The sequence below is a fragment of the Janthinobacterium sp. UMAB-60 genome (assembly GCF_900095235.1).
In the GTDB taxonomy this organism is placed as follows: Bacteria; Pseudomonadota; Gammaproteobacteria; order Burkholderiales; family Burkholderiaceae_D; genus Janthinobacterium.
This window is the reverse complement of record NZ_LT607483.1, coordinates 180,639-202,016: the sequence shown is the minus strand read 5'-3', so window position 1 is coordinate 202,016 and position 21,378 is coordinate 180,639. Positions and strand designations below refer to the sequence as shown.

Below are 21,378 nucleotides of genomic sequence, written 5' to 3'. Positions count from 1 at the left end.
TCAACTTCAACTAATCAGCCCGTAGCGGGCGAAGGAAATCGCAAGGCTAGCCTGCGATGGAGAGGCACCTGGCCTCGTCACTGAGCACCGTCACGCGGACGCTCTGTACTTGCCGCCTGGGCCTATGCCGTCGGCGGCGCGTCGTCACTGGCAGCACGCCGCCAGTAACGACGCGCGCACGTAGCCATGGCATGTGACGGCATACATGCCAGCATCGCACTCGCGGTGACGATACTGGCGACTCTGAAGCACATGCGCTGGCGGCACCCGCGATGGCATCGCATCGCTGGCATTTCTGCTGACGGTGCGGCTTGCGGCAAAGCCATGCTGTGCTTCATAGGGTGCGCTACCTCGCGGGCATGCGAACCAATCGGGGCAGGAGTCTTGCTCCTGTTTGAAGAAGCGCCCACCGGGCGCAATCATCCAGGCAATCCGTCTTGCGGATTGTGGGATATGTAGGCGCTGAAGGCAGCGCTTTATCGGGCCGAGATGTGCATGCTTCTGCATGGCCCGGCGATAAATCTAGCAGAAACTGCTATGTATCATGGTGGCGGGTAACGACCGCAACGCCTATGCCGCTAAGCATAGGGACATGCTCGAAGCATGCCCTCGTGGGAGCGATTCCCACATAAGAGAGCTTCATTTTATGCCGGTTAACGACGTTTGCAAGCGGTTCGTTTCATCAAGTGCGCTTTTGGTAGTACGTAGAGTTGGGACCGGCACGGACTGGGCTGGTCCCACTGGCATTAACCGGCAGCGTTGCACCCGGGATTCTCCGATAGCTAGTTTATGTAATTTATCCTCGGGGGAAGGCTACTTGATAAGCGCATCCGTGAGACGCAGTACATACTTAGACATGGTGCCCTCCTGTTCCGCCATCCCGGCTGAATTCACCGCTGACCAGCGTTAATCTGGGCGCCTGCGGCGGCGCTCCCTTGCCGCTGACAGCATCGATGTAGTCGGCCCAATCCTGCATCATCTTGTGCCGTTCTGCCAAGAACTGCGCCCGGTCATAGGCGCTGGCCACCTTATCCTTTGGTGCATGTGCGAGTTGCCGGTCCACGACTTCATGCCGGTAGCCCAGGCGCTCCTTGATGGTGCTCATGGCCAGCGCCCGGAAGCCATGGCCGGTCATCTTGCCCTTGTATCCCATGCGTCCAAGCGCCACCAGTATCGTGTTATTGCTGATCGGCTTTTCATGGTCGCGCTGATTCGGGAACAGGTACTTGCTGCGGCCCGTAATCGTGTGCAGTTCGTGCAACAGCTCCAGCGCCTGGCGCGACAGGCAGACGTGATGGTTGGTCATATCCGGATTGACGGTCAGCTTGCCGCGCTTCATGCGCTGCCATGGAATGATCCACTCGCCGCGCTCCAGGTGGATTTCACTCCAGGGCGTTTCGATCAACTCGCTGGTACGCACAAAGCACAGCAGCATCAGCCGCAGCGCAATGCGCGTCGGCGCGAACATGCGCGCTTCGTTGCGGTCCAGAATGGCCAGAAACTGCGGTAGCTCGTCGGCGTTGATGGCGGCGAAGTGTCCGGCGCGGACGGTCTTCAACACATCCTTCATATCGGTGACCAGATTGCGCTCTGTGAATCCGCACTGAATCGCGTAGCTGAAAATTGACGCACATACCGCTTTCAAGCGATGGGCGACTTCGCTTGCGCCACGCTCCTCGATCTTGCGCAGCGCGGCAATCAGATCGCGGTGCTTTATCTCATCGATCGGCATGCGGCCGATGGCTGGAAAGATGTCCGCTTGCAAGCGCTGGATGGTGTTCTTGGCTGTGCGTTCGCTCCAGGTCGGCACTTTGTTGCCATGCCACTCCCGCGCGATTTTTTCGAACGTGTTGGACGCCTTATCCTTTGCCAAGCGTTTGGCGTCGTCGCGATGCTTGGCGGGGTCGATTCCTTGCAGCAGCAGGCGGCGTGTCGCCAGGCGCTTTTCTCGTGCATCCTGCAAGGTGATTTCCGGGTAAGGGCCGAACGTCAGCGTATTCTCTTTGCCGTTGGCCTGCCGGAACTTGAACCGCCAGATGCGGGAGCCGGTAGGCGCGACGACGAGGTACATGCCGTCACCATCGAACATTTTGTATGGCCGCTCGCGTGGCTTGGCGTTGCGGATGAGTAAATCTGTCAGCGGAGCAATGATCTTTGGCACGGTAAACCTCCTGTGCGGCATGCTGTAAAGATCAATATAGTCGTTTTTTTGAATTTTTGGGGCAAGCGGCAATGGCTGAGTGCGAGGTGCCCCCAAACTTGCGCCTACTTGAGGTTGATATCCTGGGACGCTGTGCAACGTCCAGAAACGAAAAAACCGCTTAGAATCAAGGCTCTAAGCGGTTTTTGAGGGACTTCCTGAGACGTCCTGATCTTACTTAATTACTATCCGTGGCGGAGAGAGGGGGATTCGAACCCCCGATAGAGTATTACCCTATACACGCTTTCCAGGCGTGCGCCTTCAGCCGCTCAGCCATCTCTCCTAAAGGCAATGCGCGCGTCTTGCTTGCTCACATTGTGTATTGCATATCGCTTGTCGCGAAGCCGCAGATTATAGCAAAGATTCTACGGACTGCCAAAGTTATTTACCCTGGGGTAAAAGTAGCGCCATACAGTAACCAGGTAAGGACTGGGGTCGGACCCTGAGGGGGCCTGCGCGCCAGTGGGGCGCAGGCCGATCCCGCAGGGACCGACCTTCTTACGACGTTTCTTTCAACTGATCCAGAATCGCCGGGTTTTCCAGGGTCGAGACGTCTTGCGTGATCGTCTCGCCCTTGGCCAGCACGCGCAGCAGGCGGCGCATGATTTTGCCGGAGCGGGTTTTCGGCAGGTTGTCGCCGAAACGAATTTCCTTCGGTTTCGCGATCGGGCCGATTTCCTTGCCGACCCAGTTGCGCAGCTCCAGCGCCAGTCGTTTCGCTTCCTCGCCCGTCGGACGCGCTTGCTTGAGCACCACGAAGGCGCAGATCGATTCGCCTGTCGTGTCGTCCGGACGGCCCACCACGGCCGCCTCGGCCACCAGCGGGTTGGCTACCAGGGCCGATTCGATTTCCATCGTGCCCATGCGGTGGCCCGACACGTTCAAGACGTCATCGATGCGGCCCGTGATGGTGAAGTAGCCCGTTTCCTTGTTGCGGATGGCGCCGTCGCCTGCCAGGTACATCTTGCCTCCCAGTTCTTCCGGGAAATAGCTGGACTTGAATCGCTCGGGATTGTTCCAGATCGTGCGGATCATCGATGGCCATGGACGCTTCACCACCAGGATGCCGCCCTGGCCGTTCGGCACGTCGTGGCCCGCTTCGTCGACGATGGCGGCCATGATGCCCGGTAATGGCAAGGTGCAGGAACCGGGCACCATCGGCGTGGCGCCTGGCAACGGGGTGATCATGTGGCCACCCGTTTCCGTTTGCCAGAAGGTATCGACAATCGGGCATTTCTCGCCGCCGATGTGCTTGTAGTACCACATCCACGCTTCCGGATTGATCGGCTCGCCAACCGTACCCAGCAGGCGCAGGCTGGTCAGGTCGTAGTTGCTTGGATGGACTTTCGGGTCCACGTCGGCTGCCTTGATCAGCGAACGGATGGCCGTCGGCGCCGTGTAGAAGATGCTGACGTTGTGCTTCTTGATGGTTTCCCAGAAGCGGCCCGCGTTCGGGTAGGTCGGGATGCCTTCGAACACCACTTGCGTAGCGCCCACGGCCATCGGGCCATACGCGATGTAGCTGTGACCCGTCACCCAACCGATGTCGGCCGTGCACCAGAACACGTCGTCCGGCTTGATGTCGAAACTCCACTTCATCGTCAGCGCGGCCCACAGCAGGTAGCCGCCGCTCGAATGCTGCACGCCCTTCGGCGTGCCCGTCGAACCGGAGGTGTACAAGATAAACAGTGGATGCTCGGCATCGACCCATTCCGGTTCGCATTGCGCGCTCTGGCCTTCGACCAGGTCGTGCAGCCAGGTGTCGCGGCCGGCCACCATCGGCAAGTCGCTGCCCGTGCGTTTGTAGACGATAACGTTTTTCACGCACTCGCAGCCGCCCAGCGCCAGCGCTTCGTCGACGATGGATTTCAATGGCAGCTTCTTGCCGCCGCGCAATTGCTCGTCGCCCGTGATGACGGCCACGGCGCCCGCGTCGATGATGCGTTCCTGCAAGGACTTTGCCGAGAAGCCGCCGAAGACGACGGAGTGCGTGGCGCCGATGCGCGCGCAGGCTTGCATTGCGGCAACACCTTCGACGGACATCGACATATAGATGATCACGCGGTCGCCCTTGGCGATGCCCTTGGCTTTCAGGCCGTTGGCGAACTTGCAGACTTTTTCGTGCAGCTCTGTATACGTTGCCTTGGTGACAGTGCCGTCATCCGCTTCGAAGATGATGGCCGTCTTGTCGCCCAGGCCATTTTCGATGTTGCGGTCCAGACAGTTGTAGGACACGTTCAGCAGGCCGTCTTCGAACCATTTGTAGAACGGGGCGTTGTCTTCGTTCAGGGTGCGGGTAAACGGCTTTTTCCAGCTCAGGTTGTCGCGCGCCAGCTTGGCCCAGAAGCCTTCGTAGTCGCGTTCGGCATCGGCCACCATGGCGCGGTAGGCGTCCATGCCGGAAATCGTTGCCTGTGCGGCAAACGCTGCCGACGGTTGAAATACGCGCGACTCTTCCGGTCCCTGCTGCTCAGTGCCCTGCCCTTGGTTCTCTATAGCGGCCATGCTAGTCTCCAGTGTAGTAATTGTTTGGTAACACCATATTCCTGCTGTCTTACGGACGCCTTACATGCAGCGTTTTCCTCGATCCATTCTAACCATAATCGCCACCGGCGATGGGCGTCAAGGGCGCGCCGTCCAGCATTCTGAATGGAAAAACTGATAACTCACCAACTACTTGATGCCACTTTGTGTTTCATCAAGGCCAAGAATCGAAATCGAGGGCATGCGCAGGGATCAGCAGCAAGTGTAAAATGTCGGGCATACCAAAAATTGGTATTTACCCCCAGGAAACTCCAGATGATCGACCATTCACAAAAACCCAAACATAGCAAACTGCATCCCCTGTCCGCCTTCATCTTCATGTCGCGCTGGCTGCAGCTGCCACTATACCTGGGCCTGATCCTCGCGCAATGCGTGTACGTATTTCACTTCTGGGTGGAACTGTCGGACCTGATCGGCGCCGTATTCGGCAATGATGCGGCCCTGCAGCACGTCCTGACGGCCGTGGCCGTACCAGGCAGCGCCCTGCCGACCAAGCTCAATGAAGCGACCATCATGCTGGTGGTACTGGGCTTGATCGATGTGGTCATGATCTCGAATCTGTTGATCATGGTCATCATCGGCGGCTATGAAACGTTTGTCTCGCGCATGCACCTCGATGACCATCCGGACCAGCCGGAATGGCTGTCGCATGTGAATGCGTCCGTGCTGAAGACGAAACTGGCGATGGCCATCATCGGCATCTCGTCCATCCACCTGCTGAAGACCTTCATCAACGCCAACTCGTACAAGATCGAAGTGATCATCGCGCAAACGGTGATACACATGGTCTTCATCCTGTCGGCGATGGCGATTGCGTACACGGACCGCATCATGACGGTCACGCAAAACCAGGCCAGAGCACCCCATTAAGTTCCGGCGCTCCCATACTGATTAGCAAACAGCATCAAAGTCCTACCCTTCTTATCCACCGCGAGAACACCATGACTGTCATAAAGCAAGAAGACCTGATCGAATCCGTCGCCGCAGCGTTGCAGTACATTAGCTACTACCACCCTGCTGATTACATCGAGCACCTGGCGCGCGCCTACGCGGCCGAGCAAAGCCCGGCGGCAAAAGATGCGATCGCGCAAATCCTGACCAACTCGCGCATGTGCGCGGAAGGCAAGCGTCCGATTTGCCAGGACACGGGTATCGTCAACGTCTTCCTGAAAATCGGCATGGGCGTGCGCTTCGAAGGCTTCTCCGGCACGGTCACCGACGCCGTCAACGAAGGCGTGCGCCGCGCGTACAACTTCGACGACAACAAGCTGCGCGCCTCCATCGTGGCCGACCCGCATTTCGACCGCAAGAACACCAAGGACAACACGCCAGCCGTGGTGCACATGGAACTGGTCGAAGGCAATACCGTCGACGTGAAAGTCGCTGCCAAGGGTGGCGGTTCGGAAAACAAATCCAAGATGATCATGATGAACCCGTCCGACTCGCTGGTGGACTGGGTCATGAAGACGGTGCCAACGATGGGCGCCGGCTGGTGCCCGCCTGGCATGCTGGGCATCGGCATTGGCGGCACGGCCGAGAAAGCCATGCTGATGGCAAAAGAGGTGTTGATGGAAGACATCGACATGTTTGAGCTGAAACAGCGCGGCCCGCAGAATAAACTGGAAGAACTGCGTATCGAGCTGTGCGACAAGATCAACTCGCTGGGCATCGGCGCGCAAGGCCTGGGCGGCCTGACGACCGTGCTCGACGTGAAAATCATGATGCACCCGACGCACGCCGCGTCGAAGCCGGTCGCCATGATCCCGAACTGCGCCGCCACGCGCCACGGCCACTTCGTGCTCGACGGCTCCGGCCCTGCCTACATGACGCCGCCATCGCTGTCGTCGTGGCCGGAAGTGCACTGGACACCGGACACGGAAAAATCCAAACGCGTCGACCTGAACACCCTGACGAAAGAAGAAGTCGCTTCGTGGACGCCGGGCCAGACCTTGCTGTTGAACGGCAAGATGCTGACGGGCCGCGACGCCGCGCACAAGCGCATCCAGGACATGCTGGCCAAGGGTGAAGAGTTGCCGGTCGACTTCAAGAACCGCGTGATCTACTACGTCGGTCCGGTCGACCCCGTGCGCGACGAAGCCGTCGGCCCGGCCGGTCCCACCACCGCCACGCGCATGGACAAGTTCACCGACATGATGCTGGAAAAAACGGGCCTGATCGCCATGATCGGCAAGGCCGAGCGTGGCCCGGTCGCCATCGAATCGATCCAGCGGCACAAGTCGGCTTACCTGATGGCTGTGGGCGGCGCCGCCTACCTGGTGTCGAAAGCCATCAAGCACGCCAAGGTGCTGGGCTTTGCCGACATGGGCATGGAAGCGATTTACGAATTCGACGTGGTCGACATGCCGGTGACGGTGGCCGTGGATGCGAAAGGCACTTCGGTGCACAACACGGGCCCGAAAGAATGGCAGGCGAAGATCGAGCAACTCAATAGCGTCAGCAAGATTCCCGTGACGGTCGCTTAAACAAGCTCTACCATAGACGCCGCGCGGCAACATCAGCGCGGCGTTTTTTTATCTTCAACGGTTCCCTATGACTTTTACTGCAAGCATTGCCCGCCCGGACGCGCCCATCGGCATCTTTGATTCCGGCGTGGGCGGCCTGTCGGTGCTGCGCCATATCCGCGCGCAGCTGCCGCAGGAAGACCTGATTTACTTTGCCGATTCCGGCTATGCGCCGTATGGCGACAAGACGGAACAGCAAGTGGTCGACCGTTCGCTGGCCATCACCGCCTTCTTATTGCAGCAAGGCGCGAAAGCACTGGTGGTGGCGTGCAACACGGCCACCATCGCCGCCATCAAGGCGCTGCGCGCGCGCTACCCCGACCTGCCCATCGTCGGCGTCGAACCGGGCCTCAAACCAGCGGCCAGCATCAGCCGCAACGGCAAGATCGCCGTGCTGGCCACGGAACGCGCCTTGCGCGGCGACAAGCTGCTGGCCCTGCGCGAACAGGTGAGCGCCGCCACGGGCGCCACGTTCATCTTGCAGCCCTGCATAGGCCTGGCCGACCGCATCGAGCAATGCGAGCTGGGCAATGATCCGACGGACGCCACCAGCGCCATGCTCGAACGCTACATCGCGCCCATGCTGGCGCAAGGCGTCGACACTCTGGTGCTCGGCTGCACGCACTACCCGTTCGTGCAGGACGCCATCGAACGCACGGTGCGTGCGCATACGCATGAAACGATTACCCTGGTGGACACAGGCGACGCCGTGGCGCGCCAGCTGGCCCGCTTGCTCGACGCGGCAAGCCTGCGTCGCATCGACAACGACGCCCCGCAACTGCAGGGCTACACGACGGCCAAGGTCGAATCCCTGACGCAAGCCTTCGCCGGCTTGCTGGACTTGCAGCCGCCCGTCACACACCTGTCCGTGTGAGCGGTGTGAGCAAAAGCGAGCGTTTTCATGCAATCTTTCGATTCTTTCAAAAAGACTGCATTTAGATTTGCCACTTCGCCGAGTTCTTTGTATAATTCGGCACCTGTTCAGCAAAACAGCTAAACAGGTAAGTAAGACAGTGGTGGCTGTAGCTCAGTTGGTAGAGTCCAGGATTGTGATTCCTGTTGTCGTGGGTTCGAGCCCCATCAGCCACCCCACAGAATAAAGAAGAGCCCGGTTTTCGAACCGGGCTTTTTCTATTTCAGAGCAGGTTTTTATGGCGTAAATCAAACACCATGACTATCTGCACAGGATGGCGATGTTGCGCTCACCGACATGCTCACCTTGCCGATAAGTAAAAGTACAGCTGTCGATACTGTCGTCGAGCCGCATCGCCAAAGTCAGCTGACCCGTGCCGCCGTAACGACAGGCCAGCCATTTCCCCTCCGGAAACTTGCCATCGAGCCGATAAGTATCTACCCAACCTTTTTTCAAGCGCTTTTGCCGGAAGTCCGACAGCTCGCCCAACTGCTCCGGTGGCCCGTTCATTGGCGCCGCCGCATGCAGGTAAAGTGGCGAACCGACATAGCTGGTCCAGCCTTGCGGTACATCGGCAAGCTGCAGCGAGCCCTGGGAAATCGACACTGGGCAGGCAACGGGCGCGGCGCTGGCTGTCGATTGCAGGCACGATATGGCCAGCAGTGCCATTGCAGGCCAGCAGGTCCGTGCTGCCATTGTCGTTTTTGAGTATGCCATGACCAACCTCATTCAATCACGGAAAATGCATCGGCGTTATCGCTGGCGTGGATGTAATTACCGCGCTTGTCCTTGCCTTGCGAGCGTATCAGCCGCACCGAAATTTCGGTCTTGCCGTCGGCTTTCCATTGGTCTGCAATATAGATGCCGCCTATCGCCTGGCCGATGAACAAGGCGGCATGATTGCCATGTGGTCGGTTCGGGTAACGCCCCCTGACAAATGTGGCGATCGCGGTTCCCGGTTTGATGATGGCGTTCCCCAACACCGCTTGACCCTCGCGCCAGTTTGCCGTGACTGGCGCGCGAGCATAGTACTGCACCAAAGCGACGCAGTGGCGACTACCGACAACGGGCCTGCCTTTCAACTCGGCGACATTGGAATAAATATAAGGCATAAATCATCTCCTTGAGATAGATGTCATGCCACTCTATGCCGGATCAGGGACTGCGCTTTTAAGCAAGCACAACTGTTTGCGCATTCTTGCAAAAAGCCGGCATGCAGCCGGCTCTCTTCGTCTTTTACTGCAGGATACCTACCCCGCCAGCACCGACTGCACCGTCGTCGCCAGGTCGTCCAGGCGCACGGGTTTCACGAGGAAGTGGCGGAAACCCACGGCCAGCGCGTCGTCCATGTACATGGGCAGGCTGTGGCCGGTGACGGCGATCAGCACGGCGTTGGCCGTTTCGGGATTGTGGTGCAGGCGGCGGCCGATTTCGATGCCGCTGATGCCGGGCATTTCGATGTCGAGGTAGACGGCGTCGGGCACGCACAGCTTGACTTGCTCGACGGCCATCTGCCAGTTGCGCACCACCACCGCGTGGTGGCCCAGCGCTTCGAGCAGCATGGCCAGCGATTCGCCCACTTCCTGGTTGTCGTCGACCACCAGCAGATTGAGTTTGCGCGCAGCACTTGCCGGCTGGTCGCCCTGGCGGCGCTCCACGGAGGAACTACCTGGTGTCGTTTCAGTTGTCTGGCTCATTGTACGTTCACGTCTGAGGGCTGCAAAAGCGGCAGTATACAAGAAGCGCGCGCAATGCCGCCGCACCCCAGCAATAGTGCCAAGCAGCAATCCAGACGCCCCGCTGTACCGCGCCAGCAACACTTCCCCACCCCGCGCGGAGAAAGCCAGCGCTACGCAGTTTGCGCAATTGACGGATAAAATGAGAATCATTATCATTCCTATCCCCTTGCGCCGGATGCCTACGCCACGATGTTGTCGCGCCGCCTGAGCGAACGCGCAAACATTGTCATTACGGAGATCCATGCATGGCCGCCACTTTTTCCCCATTGCCGTTTTCCCTGCGCCCGTGCGCGCTGGCCATCGCCCTTGCCTGCCTGGGCGCTTCCCTCGCCGCGCAGGCGCAGGATGCCAATAGCGCCAGTACAGCCGATAGCGCCGGCCCCATCCTGGAATCGATCCAGGTCAGCGGTAACCTGCTGGGCACCAGCATGGCCGCCAGCACGAAGAATTTCGCCGGCGCCCGCACGGTGGTGCAGAAGGATGACATCGAAAACTCGGGCGCGGCCAGCCTCAGCGACGTGATGCGCCGCATTCCCGGCGTGCAGATCAGCGACAACTCGGGCAGCGCCGGCAGCGCCGTGTCGCTCAACATCGGCGTGCGGGGACTGGCCGGGCGCTATTCGCCGCGCAGCACGGTGTTGCTGGACGGTATCCCGATGTCGGTCGCGCCGTATGGCCAGCCGCAACTGTCGTTCGCGCCCGTCAGCCTGGCCAATGTCGAGACGGTCGACGTGGTGCGCGGCGGCGGCGCCGTGCGCTTCGGCCCGCAAAACGTGGGCGGCATCATCAACTTCAAGACGCGCCGCGTGCCCACCACGCCAGGCATCACGGGCGACGCCACCGTGCGCTACAACACGTACAGCGAAGTGGGCCACAACACGCAGGCCAGCGTGTTTGCCGGCACCCAGCTCGACAGCGGCCTGGGCCTTGCGGTGCTGTATTCCGGCATCCGCGGCAGCGACTGGCGCGTCGGCAGCGACGAGAAGGTCAACGACTTCGCCCTGAAATTGCGCTACGACCTGAGCCCCACGGCCGAGGTGTACGGCAAGCTATCCTACTACGACGTGACGTCGCGCACGCCGGGCGGTTTGACCGCGGCGCAATACAAGGCCGACCCGTTCCAGAATACGCGCCCGACCGACTTCTGGAGCGGCGAGCGCAAGGCCTTCGACATCGGCTACCTGAACGCCCTGTCCGGCACGCAGGAATTCGAGGTGCGCGCCTATTACAACAAAAGCTCGCGCGAAAGCACGCTGATCAGCGCTAACCTGAAAGGCCTGGGCCACCAGCCGCGCAACTATGAAACGACGGCCATCGAGCCCCGCTACACGCAGCGCTTTACCGCCGGCAAGGTTTCGCAGGACATCACCGTCGGCTACCGCTACCTGGCCGAGCGCGCCGACGAGGCCATCTACAACGTGGTCATCGCCAGCGGCGTGCGGCAGGCGCCGACGCGCTTCGCCGACAATGCCACCGATGCCCAAGCCGTGTATATCGACGACAAGATCGCCATCGACGCCTGGCGCATCACGCCCGGCGTGCGCTATGAACATATCAAGACGGAACGCTACAACCACTTGCCGGTCGACCAGAAGATCGAACTGCTCAACAACAAGGCCCTGCCCTCGCTGAACGTGGCCTACTTGCTGAGCAGCAACGTGACCCTGTTCGGCAACTACAACAGCTCGTTTGGCGCCGTGCAAAACACGCAGCTCAATGCGCAGTCGAGCAAGAACCCGCTGCAGCCGGAACTGGCGAAAACAGTCGAGCTGGGCGCGCGCTGGAAGAGTGGCCAGCTGTCGGCCGAGGCGACCTTGTTCAACATCAAGTTCGACAACCAGATCCAGTCCGTCGGCAGCGGCGAAAACGTCGTCTTCTACAACGTGGGCGCCACGCATCACCGGGGCCTGGAATCGGCCATCGACTACCGCTTCGACAAAGCCGGCCCGCTGGCCGGCTTGAATGCCTACGCCACCTACGCCTACACCAAGGCGACCTTGCAAGATGGCGCGAACGCGGGCAACGACGTGCCCTTCTATTCGCGCACCACGGACACCGTCGGCGCCCACTACCAGCTGGGCGCCTGGGGCTTCGATTTGTCGAGCAGCCACCAGAGCCGCCAGTTCGCCGACGAAGCCAACACCGTGGCGGAAAACCCGGCCGGCAACCTGGGCGTGATTCCTGGCTTTCGCACCTGGAACACGCAAGTAAAATGGAAGGTGCCGGGCCAGAAGGGCCTGGAACTGGTCGCCGGCGTCAACAACCTCGCCGACAAGCGCTACTTTACGCGCACCTCGGACGGCAACCTGGGCAAGCTGGTGGGCGCGCCGCGCATGGTCTATCTGCAGGGCCGCCTGGCGTTTTAACCTGTGACAGCGCGCCTGGCACGGGCTCGACAAAAAACCTGCATCGTTGCAATGTCGATGCAGGTTTTTTTACGTCCGCCATGTCGCAATGATGCTGCTGAGCCCAAGCGTGCCGTCTGCCAGTGCCCACCTGGCCGGGCGGCTTTTTCATGGCCAAACGGGTGCATTACCCCAGCAGATGTTGCCAAGAAGAATTAAATTGGCGCTACAATAGCGGGGTATCAAGCAATGCCAAGCATCGCTCCGCCAGGGCCCCTACCCCGCCCTGATCATCAGCACGCATTTTTTGAACAGGATGACTGGCGCTGCCGGGCCCGATTGCGCTCCCGGTACGGCCGCCACACACGCACATGTCTGCAGAGAAAACCATTACCGAAACCAGTTCCTACGGCAAGGACACGCCCGTGGGACGTCCCGATATCGATGGCCGCGCCGGCATTTTCGTGCCCACGGCAGAATTTGACATCGCCAACACCACCACCATCCGCAAGGGCGCTGGCATCGTCGGCTTCGGCAACCTCGATGGCACCCTGACCGTGTATTTCGAAGCGAACCGCTTCGACGAAAGCAGTCTGCACAAGTGGGAACACAAGGCGCGCAAGGCGTATGACCGCATGGTCATGGGCGCGCCCACGGTGTCGAAGGCGAAAATCGATGCGCGCATGCTGGAACAGGTCGGCATCATCGATGGCATGGGCATCAATCTCAAGCATCCGGAGCGCCTGACGCACTGGCTGGCGCTCTCGAACGTGCCGGACACGGCGCCGGAAGAGCCGGTGGTGCGCTGGAAAAACCGCTAGGCGGCGGGAGAGCGAGGCGGGGCGCCCGGCGCGAGGTGTTGTCCTACATCGCGGCGGACATTCATCCGATGCCCGAGAGCATCAACTCAACCTATGATGAAAGCCTGACCACACATTTCCCACCACTCAGGAGTACGACATGTCCCGCCTCATCCCGATCAGCTTTGGCGCCTTGCAAATAGGTCTGGCAGCGGCGGCGGTGTATATCCTGTGCTCGGCGGATGTGCTGCACCAGAATTCGGTATATTTCCACTGATTCCGCTTCGTGGCGCGCTTTCTGGCGTCACATCGTCACATGCTAGCGGCGGCCGTAGTAGCGTCCGTGCCCGCCCCAGCCGCCACGGTGTCCACCGTAGCGTCCAAAACCAAACATGAAGTCCAGCCCGATCGATACGGGTGGATTGTAATAATACGGTTGTGGCGCGTACACGGGTGCCGGCACATACACAGGTTGCTGCACGTACACAGGTTGCTGCTGCACGTAGACGGGTTCATTCGTGTATTCCACGCGCGGTGCGCTCATCACGCGGCCCGACTGCACCGGCTCGGACGAGACCGTATGCCAGTCATAGGGATTGTAGGCCCCCTGCGGCGCGCGCGAACCGTAATACGCGGGACCGGGGGGCGCCACGGCGCAGCCACCCAAAGCGGCCAGCGAGATTACTGCCAACAGGGTTTTCATCGCAATTCTCCTAATATCTACTACTTTAAGTAAGTACTATAAGAAATTACGCCGAGCTTTGCTGCGCTTTTACCGATTGTTACACCCCGACGCACGCCGCAACATGAAATGTGGCAATGGCGCCACAAGCGGCCTGCGCAGCAGGTTTCCTCAGATAAATGGAATCGCGCAGCTATCGATAGCCTTGCCGGCGGCATCGTAGCGCTGCACGCACACCTGGTAGCGCACGCCGTAATCGAGTTCGACTTGCTCGACCTTGCCATACTTCAATTTCCAGCTGGGCTGCACGCGCTGTTTGCCCGCCAACGCGGCCACATCCTGGGGAATCGCCATCGCCGTTTGCGTCTCGCCCTGGCGCGCATCCTGGCGCCGCGCCACGTCGATCGATACGCTCACGGCCAGGTCCACCCCGCCGTCCACATAGGCCAGCGTGGGTGCGCCGCGCTGCGCGCGCATCACGCCCCAGGCGCAAGGCTTGCCATCCGCAGCGCATTGCTTCAATTGCGCCAGCGGAAAATATTCAGGGGCAATCTTTCCATCCTTGATGGGCCAACTGGTGCGCACGCCGTCGCGCTTGCCCGTCAGGGGATTGTCCCAGCTCAGGCTATTCACGACGGCCACCGTCTGCCCCTCCTGCAAGCCCGCAGGCGTGCCCAGCGATGTGCAAGCGGAAAGCAGCAAGCCGGTGGCGGCCAGGGAGGAAAGTGTCAGGATGCGCAGCATGGTAAGCCTCTTGTGATGGGATTTCCCGAAGGTATGTTTCGAGGGTAACAGAATCGGCAGCGACGGTGCCGTTGGTTGGCGCACATAACAGAACGGGCGGCACCCTTGCAGGCGCCGCCCGTGGCGGATACGGCCATGCCGGGAGACCCGCTCCCGGCGCTAGGTGGATCAGTCCAGCTTCCAGGCGTAATCGACCTTGGTCCAGGTTTGCGCCGCGGCGCCATCCTTGGTGCCCGGCTTGAACTTGCATGCGGACAGGGCCTTGATGGCGGCCTTGTCCAGGTTCTTGAAGCCGCTGCTCTTGTCGAGTTTCGAATCGGCAACGCTGCCATCGGCATTGACCAGGAAGGACATCGACACGGTGCCCTGCTCTTCGTTCATCAGCGAGGCTTTTGGATAGTCGGCCTTGCAGCTCTTGGCATCGAACGACGCAGGCACCTCGGCCGCGAAGGCGGCGGAAGAAACGGACACCAGCAAGGCTGCTGCAACACTCATCAAACGCTTATTCTCAAACATGTGCTTCCCCATGATTATCAGATACGGTAATTACAATTCCCTGTGCGCTGTTGGCCGCGCTTAAAACTCTTCCCACTCGTCATTGCTGCCGCCACCTGCCGCCTTGCGTGGCGCAGGAGCCGCCACGGGAGCGGCAGCTTCCGGCTTGCGGGTCAGCGACTTGACCGGGCGCAATGCCGGCGCCGGCTTGCGCACGGCGACGGGTGCGGCGGCCACCGGTGCCGGCACATACGCTGCCGGCTTCTCTTCGCCTTCGACCAGTTTGAAGATGCTGACCACGTGGGCCAGTTCCGCCGCCTGGTCTTGCAAGCTTTGCGCCGCAGCGGCCGCCTGTTCCACCAGGGCCGCATTTTGCTGCGTCATGCCATCCATCTCGATGATCGACAGGTTGACCTGTTCGATGCCGGCGCTTTGTTCCTGGCTGGCACTGGCGATCTCGCTCATGATGTCGGTGACGCGGCGCACGCTGTCGACCACTTCACCCATCGTCACGCCGGCCTGGCCGACCAGGCGCGTACCGCGTTCCGTCTTCTCGGCCGAATCGTCGATGAGGATCTTGATTTCTTTCGCGGCGCCAGCGGAGCGCTGGGCCAGGTTGCGCACTTCCGAGGCCACCACGGCAAAGCCGCGGCCTTGCTCGCCGGCACGTGCCGCTTCCACGGCCGCGTTCAGCGCCAGGATGTTGGTCTGGAAGGCGATGCCATCGATGACGCCGATGATGTCGACAATTTTCTTCGCCGATTCATTGATCGAGCTCATGGTGTCAACCACTTGCGACACCACGGAGCCGCCCTTCAGGGCCACGTCCGAGGCGGTGGCGGCCAGCTTGTTGGCTTCGCGCGCATTGTCCGCATTCTGCTTCACGGTCGAGGTCAGCTCTTCCATGGCCGATGCCGTTTTTTCCAGCGCACTCGCCTGCATTTCCGTACGCGACGACAAGTCGATATTGCCATCGGCGATCTCGCGCGACGCCGTGCCGATGGTTTCCGTGCCGATGCGTACCTGGCCGACGATGCCTACCAGGCTGTTGCGCATTTCCTTCATTTCCGCCAGCAGGCTGGACGTATCGGATGGCTCGGTGTGGATGCCGATCGACAGGTCGCCATTGGCGATGCTGCCGGCGATCGATGCCGTGTAGTCAGGCTCGCCGCCCAGCTGTTTCAGCAGGCCGCGGGTAATCACCAGTGCCGCCGCCACGCCCATCGCCACGGCCAGTACGCCGAGGATGATCATGAACAGGCGCGCGCTGTCAAACGCCTTGCGGGCATCCGATTGCATCTGCTCGTTCAACTTGTCTTCCAGGGTGGCCAGTTGCTCCAGCGCATCCATCCATTTTTTCTGTACCGGGCGGATTTCCTTGATCATCACGCGCGTGGCGCCTTCCGCATCGTTGGCCATCCACAGTGCCGACGCCTTGGCGATGGCCGGCATGGCTGCCGCCTCGTATTCCTTGATCGAAGCGAGCAAGGTTTTTTCTTCAGCAGTCGACTCGGCGGCGAATTTCTCTTCGAGCTTTTTCTGCGTTTCCTGATAGGTGCTGGTCTGCGTCTTGATACGCGCCATTTCCGGCTCCATATCGCTCGCGTCGGTCATCAGGGTGAGGATGCGCAGCGAGGTGATGCGGTCGCTGACGTTGCCACGCATGTCGATCACCAGGCGGGTGACGACATTGTTGACATTGATCACGTGATCGAGACGTTCCTGGATTTGCGCCATGCGCGCGATGCCGAGGACGGTCACGGCCACCAGCAGAACCAGTACCAGGGCGAATCCCAGGCCCAGGCGGGTACCAACCTTCATTTTTGCTAAATTCATTTCGGCTCTTCGTAAATGAAACTATTGATAAGAATTTTTGCCCGGCACGACAAGACGAAGGCCGCGAGACACCGGTATCCGCCCTTACCCATTGGTATGCTGGCGGTATCCGGCCGCACGCAGCCTGGGGTACTTCCTGGTCTACAACAGCCCTGAAAACGCCAGTGACTGCGAATGCAAATTTGTTCCACACACTGAATTATTGACACCGTTGATGTGAGATCAACATCAAACATTCATATGAGAAATATTTGTCTATAATCAATTATAGGTGTAAATTTTGCCTCAAAGCAAGCAATAAGTACCTGAATAAATGCCTGATTAACTTTCTTCGGGGAAATGGCAACAACGCCGTTTCTTGCCTACTAGAAATGCCCCAAGGCAGTGCGCGCGTGCGCCGAAACAGCGCATTTACAACACATGGCATAACCATATGGCATCGTTTCGGGAGGGGGACTCAGAGGAAGGGGGAGTGCGGACAATACCACTGCGCCGGGGCAGCGGTATAGACAAGTTGGATCAGCGGTCCCAGCTGCAATGCATCACATAGGCGTGGCACTCTGTGCCAAAGACAAAGACGCTCCAGATGGCGCCCAATTTTCCGGCCAGGCTGCGCCGACCCGATGATACCAGTTGATACCAGTGCGGCTCGCTGCCCAGCAGTTCGGCCAGTTCGCGCGCGAAACCGTCATATAAACGCGCATCGAGCGGCTGGCGGTCCGCTTCGCTGATCGGGTGCAAGCGCTCGAGCAGCCACTGGCGCGGCGTGCACAGGGCGCCGCTGCACACGACCGTTTCGATCGGCTGCAGGCGCAGGCCGTCCGGCGCTATCTGCAGCGCGCGGCACAGCGCGTCAAAGGATGCCTGCGGCGGCTGCGCGCCCAGATAGGTACACGCGAAGAGGCTGCCATCATCCTTGAGCGCGCTGACGGCCAGCAGGTAGCCGTCGATCAGGCGCGCAAGGCTGTGGCAGTCACCGTTCATCAGGCGGGCAGAGACAGGCGCGCCGCCGCTTCCAGCAGCAGGCGCGGGTCGCCCGAGGCCAGCTTCTTCGAGTCGGACAAGGTCTGGCGGAAACCGCGCGCGCCAGGCAGGTTTTGCATCAGGCCCAGCATGTGGCGCGTGATGCTGTTGAGCTTCAGCCGCCCCGCTTCCTTTTCCAGCTGCGCGCGAATATACGGAATCATCGCTTCGAGCACCTGATCGCGCGTTTTGACAGGCGTGTCGTCGCCGTAGTAGCGCTGGTCGAACTGCGCCATCACGTACGGGTTGTGGTAGGCCTCACGGCCCAGCATCACGCCGTCCAGGTGCTGCAGGTGCAGGTCGATCTCGTCCAGCGTCTTGATGCCGCCATTGATAATGAACTCGAACTGGGGAAAATCACGCTTCAAGCGGTAGGCATAGTCATACTTGAGGGGCGGCACTTCGCGGTTTTCCTTCGGGCTCAGGCCTTTCAGGATGGCATTGCGCGCATGCACGATAAATGTCTTGCAGCCGGCATCGGCCACGGTGCCGACGAAATCGCGCACGAAGTCATACGACTCGCTGTCATCGATGCCGATGCGGTGCTTGACCGTGACGTCGATGTCGACCACGTCGCGCATGGCTTTCACGCAATCGGCCACCAGTTGCGGCTCGGCCATCAGGCAGGCGCCAAACGCGCCTTTCTGCACGCGCTCGGACGGGCAGCCGCAGTTCAGGTTGATTTCGTCATAGCCCCACTGCTGGCCCAGCTTCGCGCTGGTGGCCAGGTCCTTCGGGTCGCTGCCGCCCAGCTGCAGCGCCACCGGATGCTCTTCCTCGTTGAAGCGCAGATGGCGTTCCACGTCGCCGTACACCAGCGCGCCGGTCGTCACCATCTCGGTGTACAGCCAGGTATGGCGCGTAATTTCGCGGTGGAACTTGCGGCAATGGCGGTCGCTCCAGTCCATCATGGGGGCGACACTTACTAACCTCTTGTGTTTATTGGATTTTATTTCATTCATTTTATTCATGTGCAGTTATATGTGCACACCAGATGCACATGAGGTTGTTAGTTGGAGCATAGTCCGAGCATAAGTCAACACACAGAGATTGCACCTATAGTTGCTATCACATAACTTTCAAGCGGTAAGCGGTGCATACAAGTACGAAAAGACGAAATATATCGCGGGGAGACTTTCACGCCCAAACGTGACGCACAAGCATGGGCATCTCAAGTGGAGGTACAAGCAGAACACATTTGCGAACGGCTACCAGCCAGTTGCAGATCATTACAGTGTAGGAAATCTAATAGATGGCTACACTCAAGAATGCAACATGGGCGGGAAGACCAAACACCCCCACCCACGCCATGCATGGATTTGCCAACTGCGTTCAAGCAAATCTAGTATGCGGGTGAGACCAAATTGACAGAGATTTATTCGTCACCGTCCGCCAGAGCGTTGATCTGTTCAGCATCCGCCATAGCCTCTTCCTGATCCGTCTCGATAGCGATCTCGTCCAGCGTTTGCCCTTCGCGATCAAGCAGTGCCCAAAGGTCAGAATAGAACAAGTGGTCAATAGTCTTAATGTGCTGCGACAGCAACGGGTCCGTGATCATGTTCGGACGAATATCGCAATAGTAAACACCGTCCAATGCATTCAGCTTGACCGTGTACGCTTTGAAGTGCCCCGGCAAGAACGTGGAGCTAATGCCGTACTCGTTCTCACGCCTCGATTTTTTCCGCTGCACATCATTCAGGAAAATTGCGATGTGAGGCAGCGCCGTGTCTGTCAAACGGCTATAAAGGAACTTGTCCATAAAGACCTTATCAATGCGATCCTTACTAGATGTTTTGACGGAGCCGATAACTTTTAGCTCGTCGTCCTTACTCAACAAAAGGTCATGCTGGTAGCTGGACTTAAACAACTCCGACCCATCCAAATCCCGTACCGGCACTTTCACGGTGCCCTCCACACATTCTACATTCATCGAAATTAGCAGAAGACGAATAAGGCGCTCAAATAGGTCCCCGTTCACCTTCCTTGCTTGGTTCGACCGCCCAGATGGCAAGGCATCAAGCGCCGCTCCGATTGATTGCTGAAGCGTGTAGATAGTGCGGCAGAGGTTTTCACGCATCTCACCGGAAGGGCGCACGCCATCCCTCAGTTGCTCTAACGTCAGACGAAACTGTGCGGCGGCGCCAGCGAACTCATCCGCGCTATACAACAAACGCGAATTCAATGGACGTGTAATGTTGTAATGACCATCTTGGGTGTACTGGAAGAACTGATAGTGCTGCTCGTTTTGAGACACGATACGCGCTTGCAAACCAGTTTCAACAAACTCCAAGTAGCGAGCACAGAAATCAATATAGTTCTGAATGGTTAAGAAACGCGTCTTGTCTACAACATTGCTCACCAACGTGGCCAAAATCATCGGATTGATTCCCTTCTTTCTGCAGTTTTTCGGTCATGTGCGATCCAATCGTCCTTCGACATGCGCCGAACGCGTTCAAGCCTCTCAATTGCCCATCGGTTGTATTGCGGATCAAGGTCGCATGCCATCCATTTACGGCCAAGCTGCTCAGCAACAACGGCGGTAGTGCCCGAACCGGAAAATGGATCAAGAACCACATCCCCAACGTTGGAAGATGCCAGAACAAACTTGCGTACAAGCTCTTCCGGCTTCTGGGTAGGATGCGGCGTCTTTTCCCCCATGCCATTGCAGGTTGTTGGAATGTCGATCACATCTTTAGGCTTTGCCCCTTTCGGATGCGGCGTCCAGGCATCCCGCTTTTTCTCCGCCCCCTTACTGAACGCACTTGTGTCAGCCTGGGGATGCGAAGGGTATTTCAGCGTGTGCGCACCATACGGCATACGCACATCGTCAATGTTTAGCTTAGACGCGTCCGACTTACGCAGATGGATAATACTTTCGTGCGAGCGGCCCCAGTCGTTGCCCAGATTGGCTTTGTTCTTATAGTGCCAAATTAGCCAACGGCAGTACTTAAAGTACCTCGATGCTGGATGCTTCAGGTCAGCGAGAATTTCAGAGAAACCGCAGACATACAGCGAACCCGTAGGCTTCAAAACTCGGGAGGCTTGCGTAATCCACCTTATAGACCATTCGATGTACTTTTCTTGGCTATCGAAATTATCCCACTCAGCTTTTTTGATGTTGTACGGCGGGTCGGCAAACACTAGATCAACGCTCGCATCATCAAGCGACTCTAACCAGTCGAATGAATTGCCTTGGAACAGCCGGCCATTTGGATGTGCATATTGGACTTGAAATCCCTCCGTCAATGGCACAAACCCTTCCTCGACCGCTCGCCCACTAGGCTCAGTTGGAAACAACGCCAAGGAGCGACCACTTTCGTCACTGCTGGCGCTGGACTGTTCAATTAGGTTATCCATCAATGTCCTTGTATTCATCGCATCGCCACCCCTGTTAGCCCCTGCCGGAGCAGGCTTTATAAACACTGATATATCCGTCCAATCCATCATCGAGGCGACAGAAAGGCAGAGAAGACGAAGTCATAATCTCAATACAAATCAGGGACTGCAAACGGCAAACCCGCTGCGTCGCATCACC

The 21,378-nt window shown here is 59.0% G+C and carries 18 protein-coding genes and 2 tRNA genes; 6 read left to right on the top strand and 14 right to left on the bottom strand.

What is annotated here, in order from left to right; all coding sequences use genetic code 11:
- Positions 1-850: 850 nt before the first annotated feature.
- The 3 genes from K0F86_RS04165 to acs form a co-directional block, all read right to left on the bottom strand.
- The gene (locus tag K0F86_RS04165; protein ID WP_219133091.1) at positions 851-2,161 is read right to left on the bottom strand and encodes an integrase arm-type DNA-binding domain-containing protein; all 1,311 of its coding nucleotides are present in this window, start codon (positions 2,159-2,161) and stop codon (positions 851-853) included.
- Between the two features lie 231 nt (positions 2,162-2,392).
- Positions 2,393-2,483: transfer RNA gene (locus K0F86_RS04160), tRNA-Ser, on the bottom strand.
- Between the two features lie 215 nt (positions 2,484-2,698).
- A complete protein-coding gene (gene acs / locus K0F86_RS04155; RefSeq protein ID WP_219133089.1) occupies positions 2,699-4,705 on the bottom strand; it encodes an acetate--CoA ligase in 2,007 nt (668 codons plus the stop codon).
- Between the two features lie 294 nt (positions 4,706-4,999).
- On the opposite strand from acs, the gene K0F86_RS04150 reads away from it, so the two are divergent.
- The 4 genes from K0F86_RS04150 to K0F86_RS04135 all read left to right on the top strand — a co-directional run bounded on the left by K0F86_RS04150 (position 5,000) and on the right by K0F86_RS04135 (position 8,358).
- Positions 5,000-5,614 (top strand): YqhA family protein, encoded by a 615-nt coding sequence (locus tag K0F86_RS04150; RefSeq protein WP_219133088.1) that lies wholly within the window; start codon positions 5,000-5,002, stop codon positions 5,612-5,614.
- Positions 5,615-5,685: 71 nt separating this feature from the next.
- A complete protein-coding gene (locus K0F86_RS04145; RefSeq protein ID WP_096234100.1) occupies positions 5,686-7,227 on the top strand; it encodes a fumarate hydratase in 1,542 nt (513 codons plus the stop codon).
- A 67-nt stretch (positions 7,228-7,294) separates the two neighbouring features.
- Positions 7,295-8,140, top strand: a complete 846-nt coding sequence (murI, locus tag K0F86_RS04140) for a glutamate racemase (RefSeq protein WP_219133087.1) — start codon at positions 7,295-7,297, stop codon at positions 8,138-8,140.
- Between the two features lie 142 nt (positions 8,141-8,282).
- Positions 8,283-8,358 (top strand) — tRNA-His (locus K0F86_RS04135).
- 82 nt (positions 8,359-8,440) lie between these two features.
- Here K0F86_RS04135 and K0F86_RS04130 read toward each other — a convergent pair.
- The 3 genes from K0F86_RS04130 to K0F86_RS04120 form a co-directional block, all read right to left on the bottom strand.
- A complete protein-coding gene (locus K0F86_RS04130) occupies positions 8,441-8,896 on the bottom strand; it encodes an STY0301 family protein (protein WP_143451715.1) in 456 nt (151 codons plus the stop codon).
- An 8-nt stretch (positions 8,897-8,904) separates the two neighbouring features.
- On the bottom strand, positions 8,905-9,291 hold the full coding sequence (locus K0F86_RS04125) for a BPSL0067 family protein (protein ID WP_219133085.1): 387 nt from the start codon (positions 9,289-9,291) through the stop codon (positions 8,905-8,907).
- 138 nt (positions 9,292-9,429) lie between these two features.
- On the bottom strand, positions 9,430-9,876 hold the full coding sequence (locus K0F86_RS04120; protein WP_219133084.1) for a response regulator: 447 nt from the start codon (positions 9,874-9,876) through the stop codon (positions 9,430-9,432).
- A 287-nt stretch (positions 9,877-10,163) separates the two neighbouring features.
- Between K0F86_RS04120 and K0F86_RS04115 the strand changes: the two genes are divergently transcribed.
- Together K0F86_RS04115 and K0F86_RS04110 are read left to right on the top strand one after the other, a co-directional pair.
- The gene (locus K0F86_RS04115) at positions 10,164-12,284 is read left to right on the top strand and encodes a TonB-dependent siderophore receptor (RefSeq protein WP_219133083.1); all 2,121 of its coding nucleotides are present in this window, start codon (positions 10,164-10,166) and stop codon (positions 12,282-12,284) included.
- A gap of 350 nt (positions 12,285-12,634) precedes the next feature.
- Complete coding sequence (locus tag K0F86_RS04110; RefSeq protein ID WP_219133082.1) at positions 12,635-13,084, top strand: hypothetical protein; 450 nt, start codon at positions 12,635-12,637, stop codon at positions 13,082-13,084.
- A 298-nt stretch (positions 13,085-13,382) separates the two neighbouring features.
- Here the strand turns inward: K0F86_RS04110 and K0F86_RS04105 are convergent, their stop codons facing one another.
- The 8 genes from K0F86_RS04105 to K0F86_RS04070 all read right to left on the bottom strand — a co-directional run bounded on the left by K0F86_RS04105 (position 13,383) and on the right by K0F86_RS04070 (position 21,200).
- On the bottom strand, positions 13,383-13,766 hold the full coding sequence (locus K0F86_RS04105) for a hypothetical protein (protein WP_219133081.1): 384 nt from the start codon (positions 13,764-13,766) through the stop codon (positions 13,383-13,385).
- A 150-nt stretch (positions 13,767-13,916) separates the two neighbouring features.
- Positions 13,917-14,489 (bottom strand): hypothetical protein, encoded by a 573-nt coding sequence (locus K0F86_RS04100; RefSeq protein ID WP_219133080.1) that lies wholly within the window; start codon positions 14,487-14,489, stop codon positions 13,917-13,919.
- Between the two features lie 168 nt (positions 14,490-14,657).
- On the bottom strand, positions 14,658-14,984 hold the full coding sequence (locus tag K0F86_RS04095) for an energy transducer TonB (protein WP_257571979.1): 327 nt from the start codon (positions 14,982-14,984) through the stop codon (positions 14,658-14,660).
- Positions 14,985-15,065: 81 nt separating this feature from the next.
- Positions 15,066-16,820 carry a methyl-accepting chemotaxis protein gene (locus K0F86_RS04090; RefSeq protein ID WP_257571978.1) on the bottom strand — a complete coding sequence of 585 codons (1,755 nt, stop codon included), beginning with the start codon at positions 16,818-16,820 and terminating at the stop codon, positions 15,066-15,068.
- 519 nt (positions 16,821-17,339) lie between these two features.
- The gene (locus K0F86_RS04085) at positions 17,340-17,804 is read right to left on the bottom strand and encodes a hypothetical protein (RefSeq protein WP_219133078.1); all 465 of its coding nucleotides are present in this window, start codon (positions 17,802-17,804) and stop codon (positions 17,340-17,342) included.
- A complete protein-coding gene (gene dusA / locus K0F86_RS04080; RefSeq protein ID WP_374197263.1) occupies positions 17,804-18,754 on the bottom strand; it encodes a tRNA dihydrouridine(20/20a) synthase DusA in 951 nt (316 codons plus the stop codon). The genes K0F86_RS04085 and dusA overlap by 1 nt, the downstream gene beginning before the upstream one ends.
- Before the next feature lie 464 nt (positions 18,755-19,218).
- Positions 19,219-20,220 carry a hypothetical protein gene (locus K0F86_RS04075; RefSeq protein WP_219133075.1) on the bottom strand — a complete coding sequence of 334 codons (1,002 nt, stop codon included), beginning with the start codon at positions 20,218-20,220 and terminating at the stop codon, positions 19,219-19,221.
- Positions 20,217-21,200, bottom strand: a complete 984-nt coding sequence (locus K0F86_RS04070) for a site-specific DNA-methyltransferase (protein WP_219133074.1) — start codon at positions 21,198-21,200, stop codon at positions 20,217-20,219. The genes K0F86_RS04075 and K0F86_RS04070 overlap by 4 nt, the downstream gene beginning before the upstream one ends.
- Positions 21,201-21,378 lie beyond the last annotated feature (178 nt).

Excerpts from the sequence above, each read along its gene's own strand:
- acs (WP_219133089.1), bottom strand. The coding sequence starts at position 4,705 with ATGGCCGCTATAGAGAACCAAGGGCAGGGCACTGAGCAGCAGGGACCG.
- K0F86_RS04150 (WP_219133088.1), top strand. The coding sequence starts at position 5,000 with ATGATCGACCATTCACAAAAACCCAAACATAGCAAACTGCATCCCCTG.
- K0F86_RS04145 (WP_096234100.1), top strand. The coding sequence starts at position 5,686 with ATGACTGTCATAAAGCAAGAAGACCTGATCGAATCCGTCGCCGCAGCG.
- murI (WP_219133087.1), top strand. The coding sequence starts at position 7,295 with ATGACTTTTACTGCAAGCATTGCCCGCCCGGACGCGCCCATCGGCATC.
- K0F86_RS04130 (WP_143451715.1), bottom strand. The coding sequence starts at position 8,896 with ATGGCATACTCAAAAACGACAATGGCAGCACGGACCTGCTGGCCTGCA.
- K0F86_RS04125 (WP_219133085.1), bottom strand. The coding sequence starts at position 9,291 with ATGCCTTATATTTATTCCAATGTCGCCGAGTTGAAAGGCAGGCCCGTT.
- K0F86_RS04120 (WP_219133084.1), bottom strand. The coding sequence starts at position 9,876 with ATGAGCCAGACAACTGAAACGACACCAGGTAGTTCCTCCGTGGAGCGC.
- K0F86_RS04115 (WP_219133083.1), top strand. The coding sequence starts at position 10,164 with ATGGCCGCCACTTTTTCCCCATTGCCGTTTTCCCTGCGCCCGTGCGCG.
- K0F86_RS04110 (WP_219133082.1), top strand. The coding sequence starts at position 12,635 with ATGTCTGCAGAGAAAACCATTACCGAAACCAGTTCCTACGGCAAGGAC.
- K0F86_RS04105 (WP_219133081.1), bottom strand. The coding sequence starts at position 13,766 with ATGAAAACCCTGTTGGCAGTAATCTCGCTGGCCGCTTTGGGTGGCTGC.
- K0F86_RS04100 (WP_219133080.1), bottom strand. The coding sequence starts at position 14,489 with ATGCTGCGCATCCTGACACTTTCCTCCCTGGCCGCCACCGGCTTGCTG.
- K0F86_RS04095 (WP_257571979.1), bottom strand. The coding sequence starts at position 14,984 with ATGAGTGTTGCAGCAGCCTTGCTGGTGTCCGTTTCTTCCGCCGCCTTC.
- K0F86_RS04090 (WP_257571978.1), bottom strand. The coding sequence starts at position 16,820 with ATGAATTTAGCAAAAATGAAGGTTGGTACCCGCCTGGGCCTGGGATTC.
- K0F86_RS04085 (WP_219133078.1), bottom strand. The coding sequence starts at position 17,804 with ATGAACGGTGACTGCCACAGCCTTGCGCGCCTGATCGACGGCTACCTG.
- dusA (WP_374197263.1), bottom strand. The coding sequence starts at position 18,754 with ATGATGGACTGGAGCGACCGCCATTGCCGCAAGTTCCACCGCGAAATT.
- K0F86_RS04075 (WP_219133075.1), bottom strand. The coding sequence starts at position 20,220 with ATGATTTTGGCCACGTTGGTGAGCAATGTTGTAGACAAGACGCGTTTC.
- K0F86_RS04070 (WP_219133074.1), bottom strand. The coding sequence starts at position 21,200 with ATGGATAACCTAATTGAACAGTCCAGCGCCAGCAGTGACGAAAGTGGT.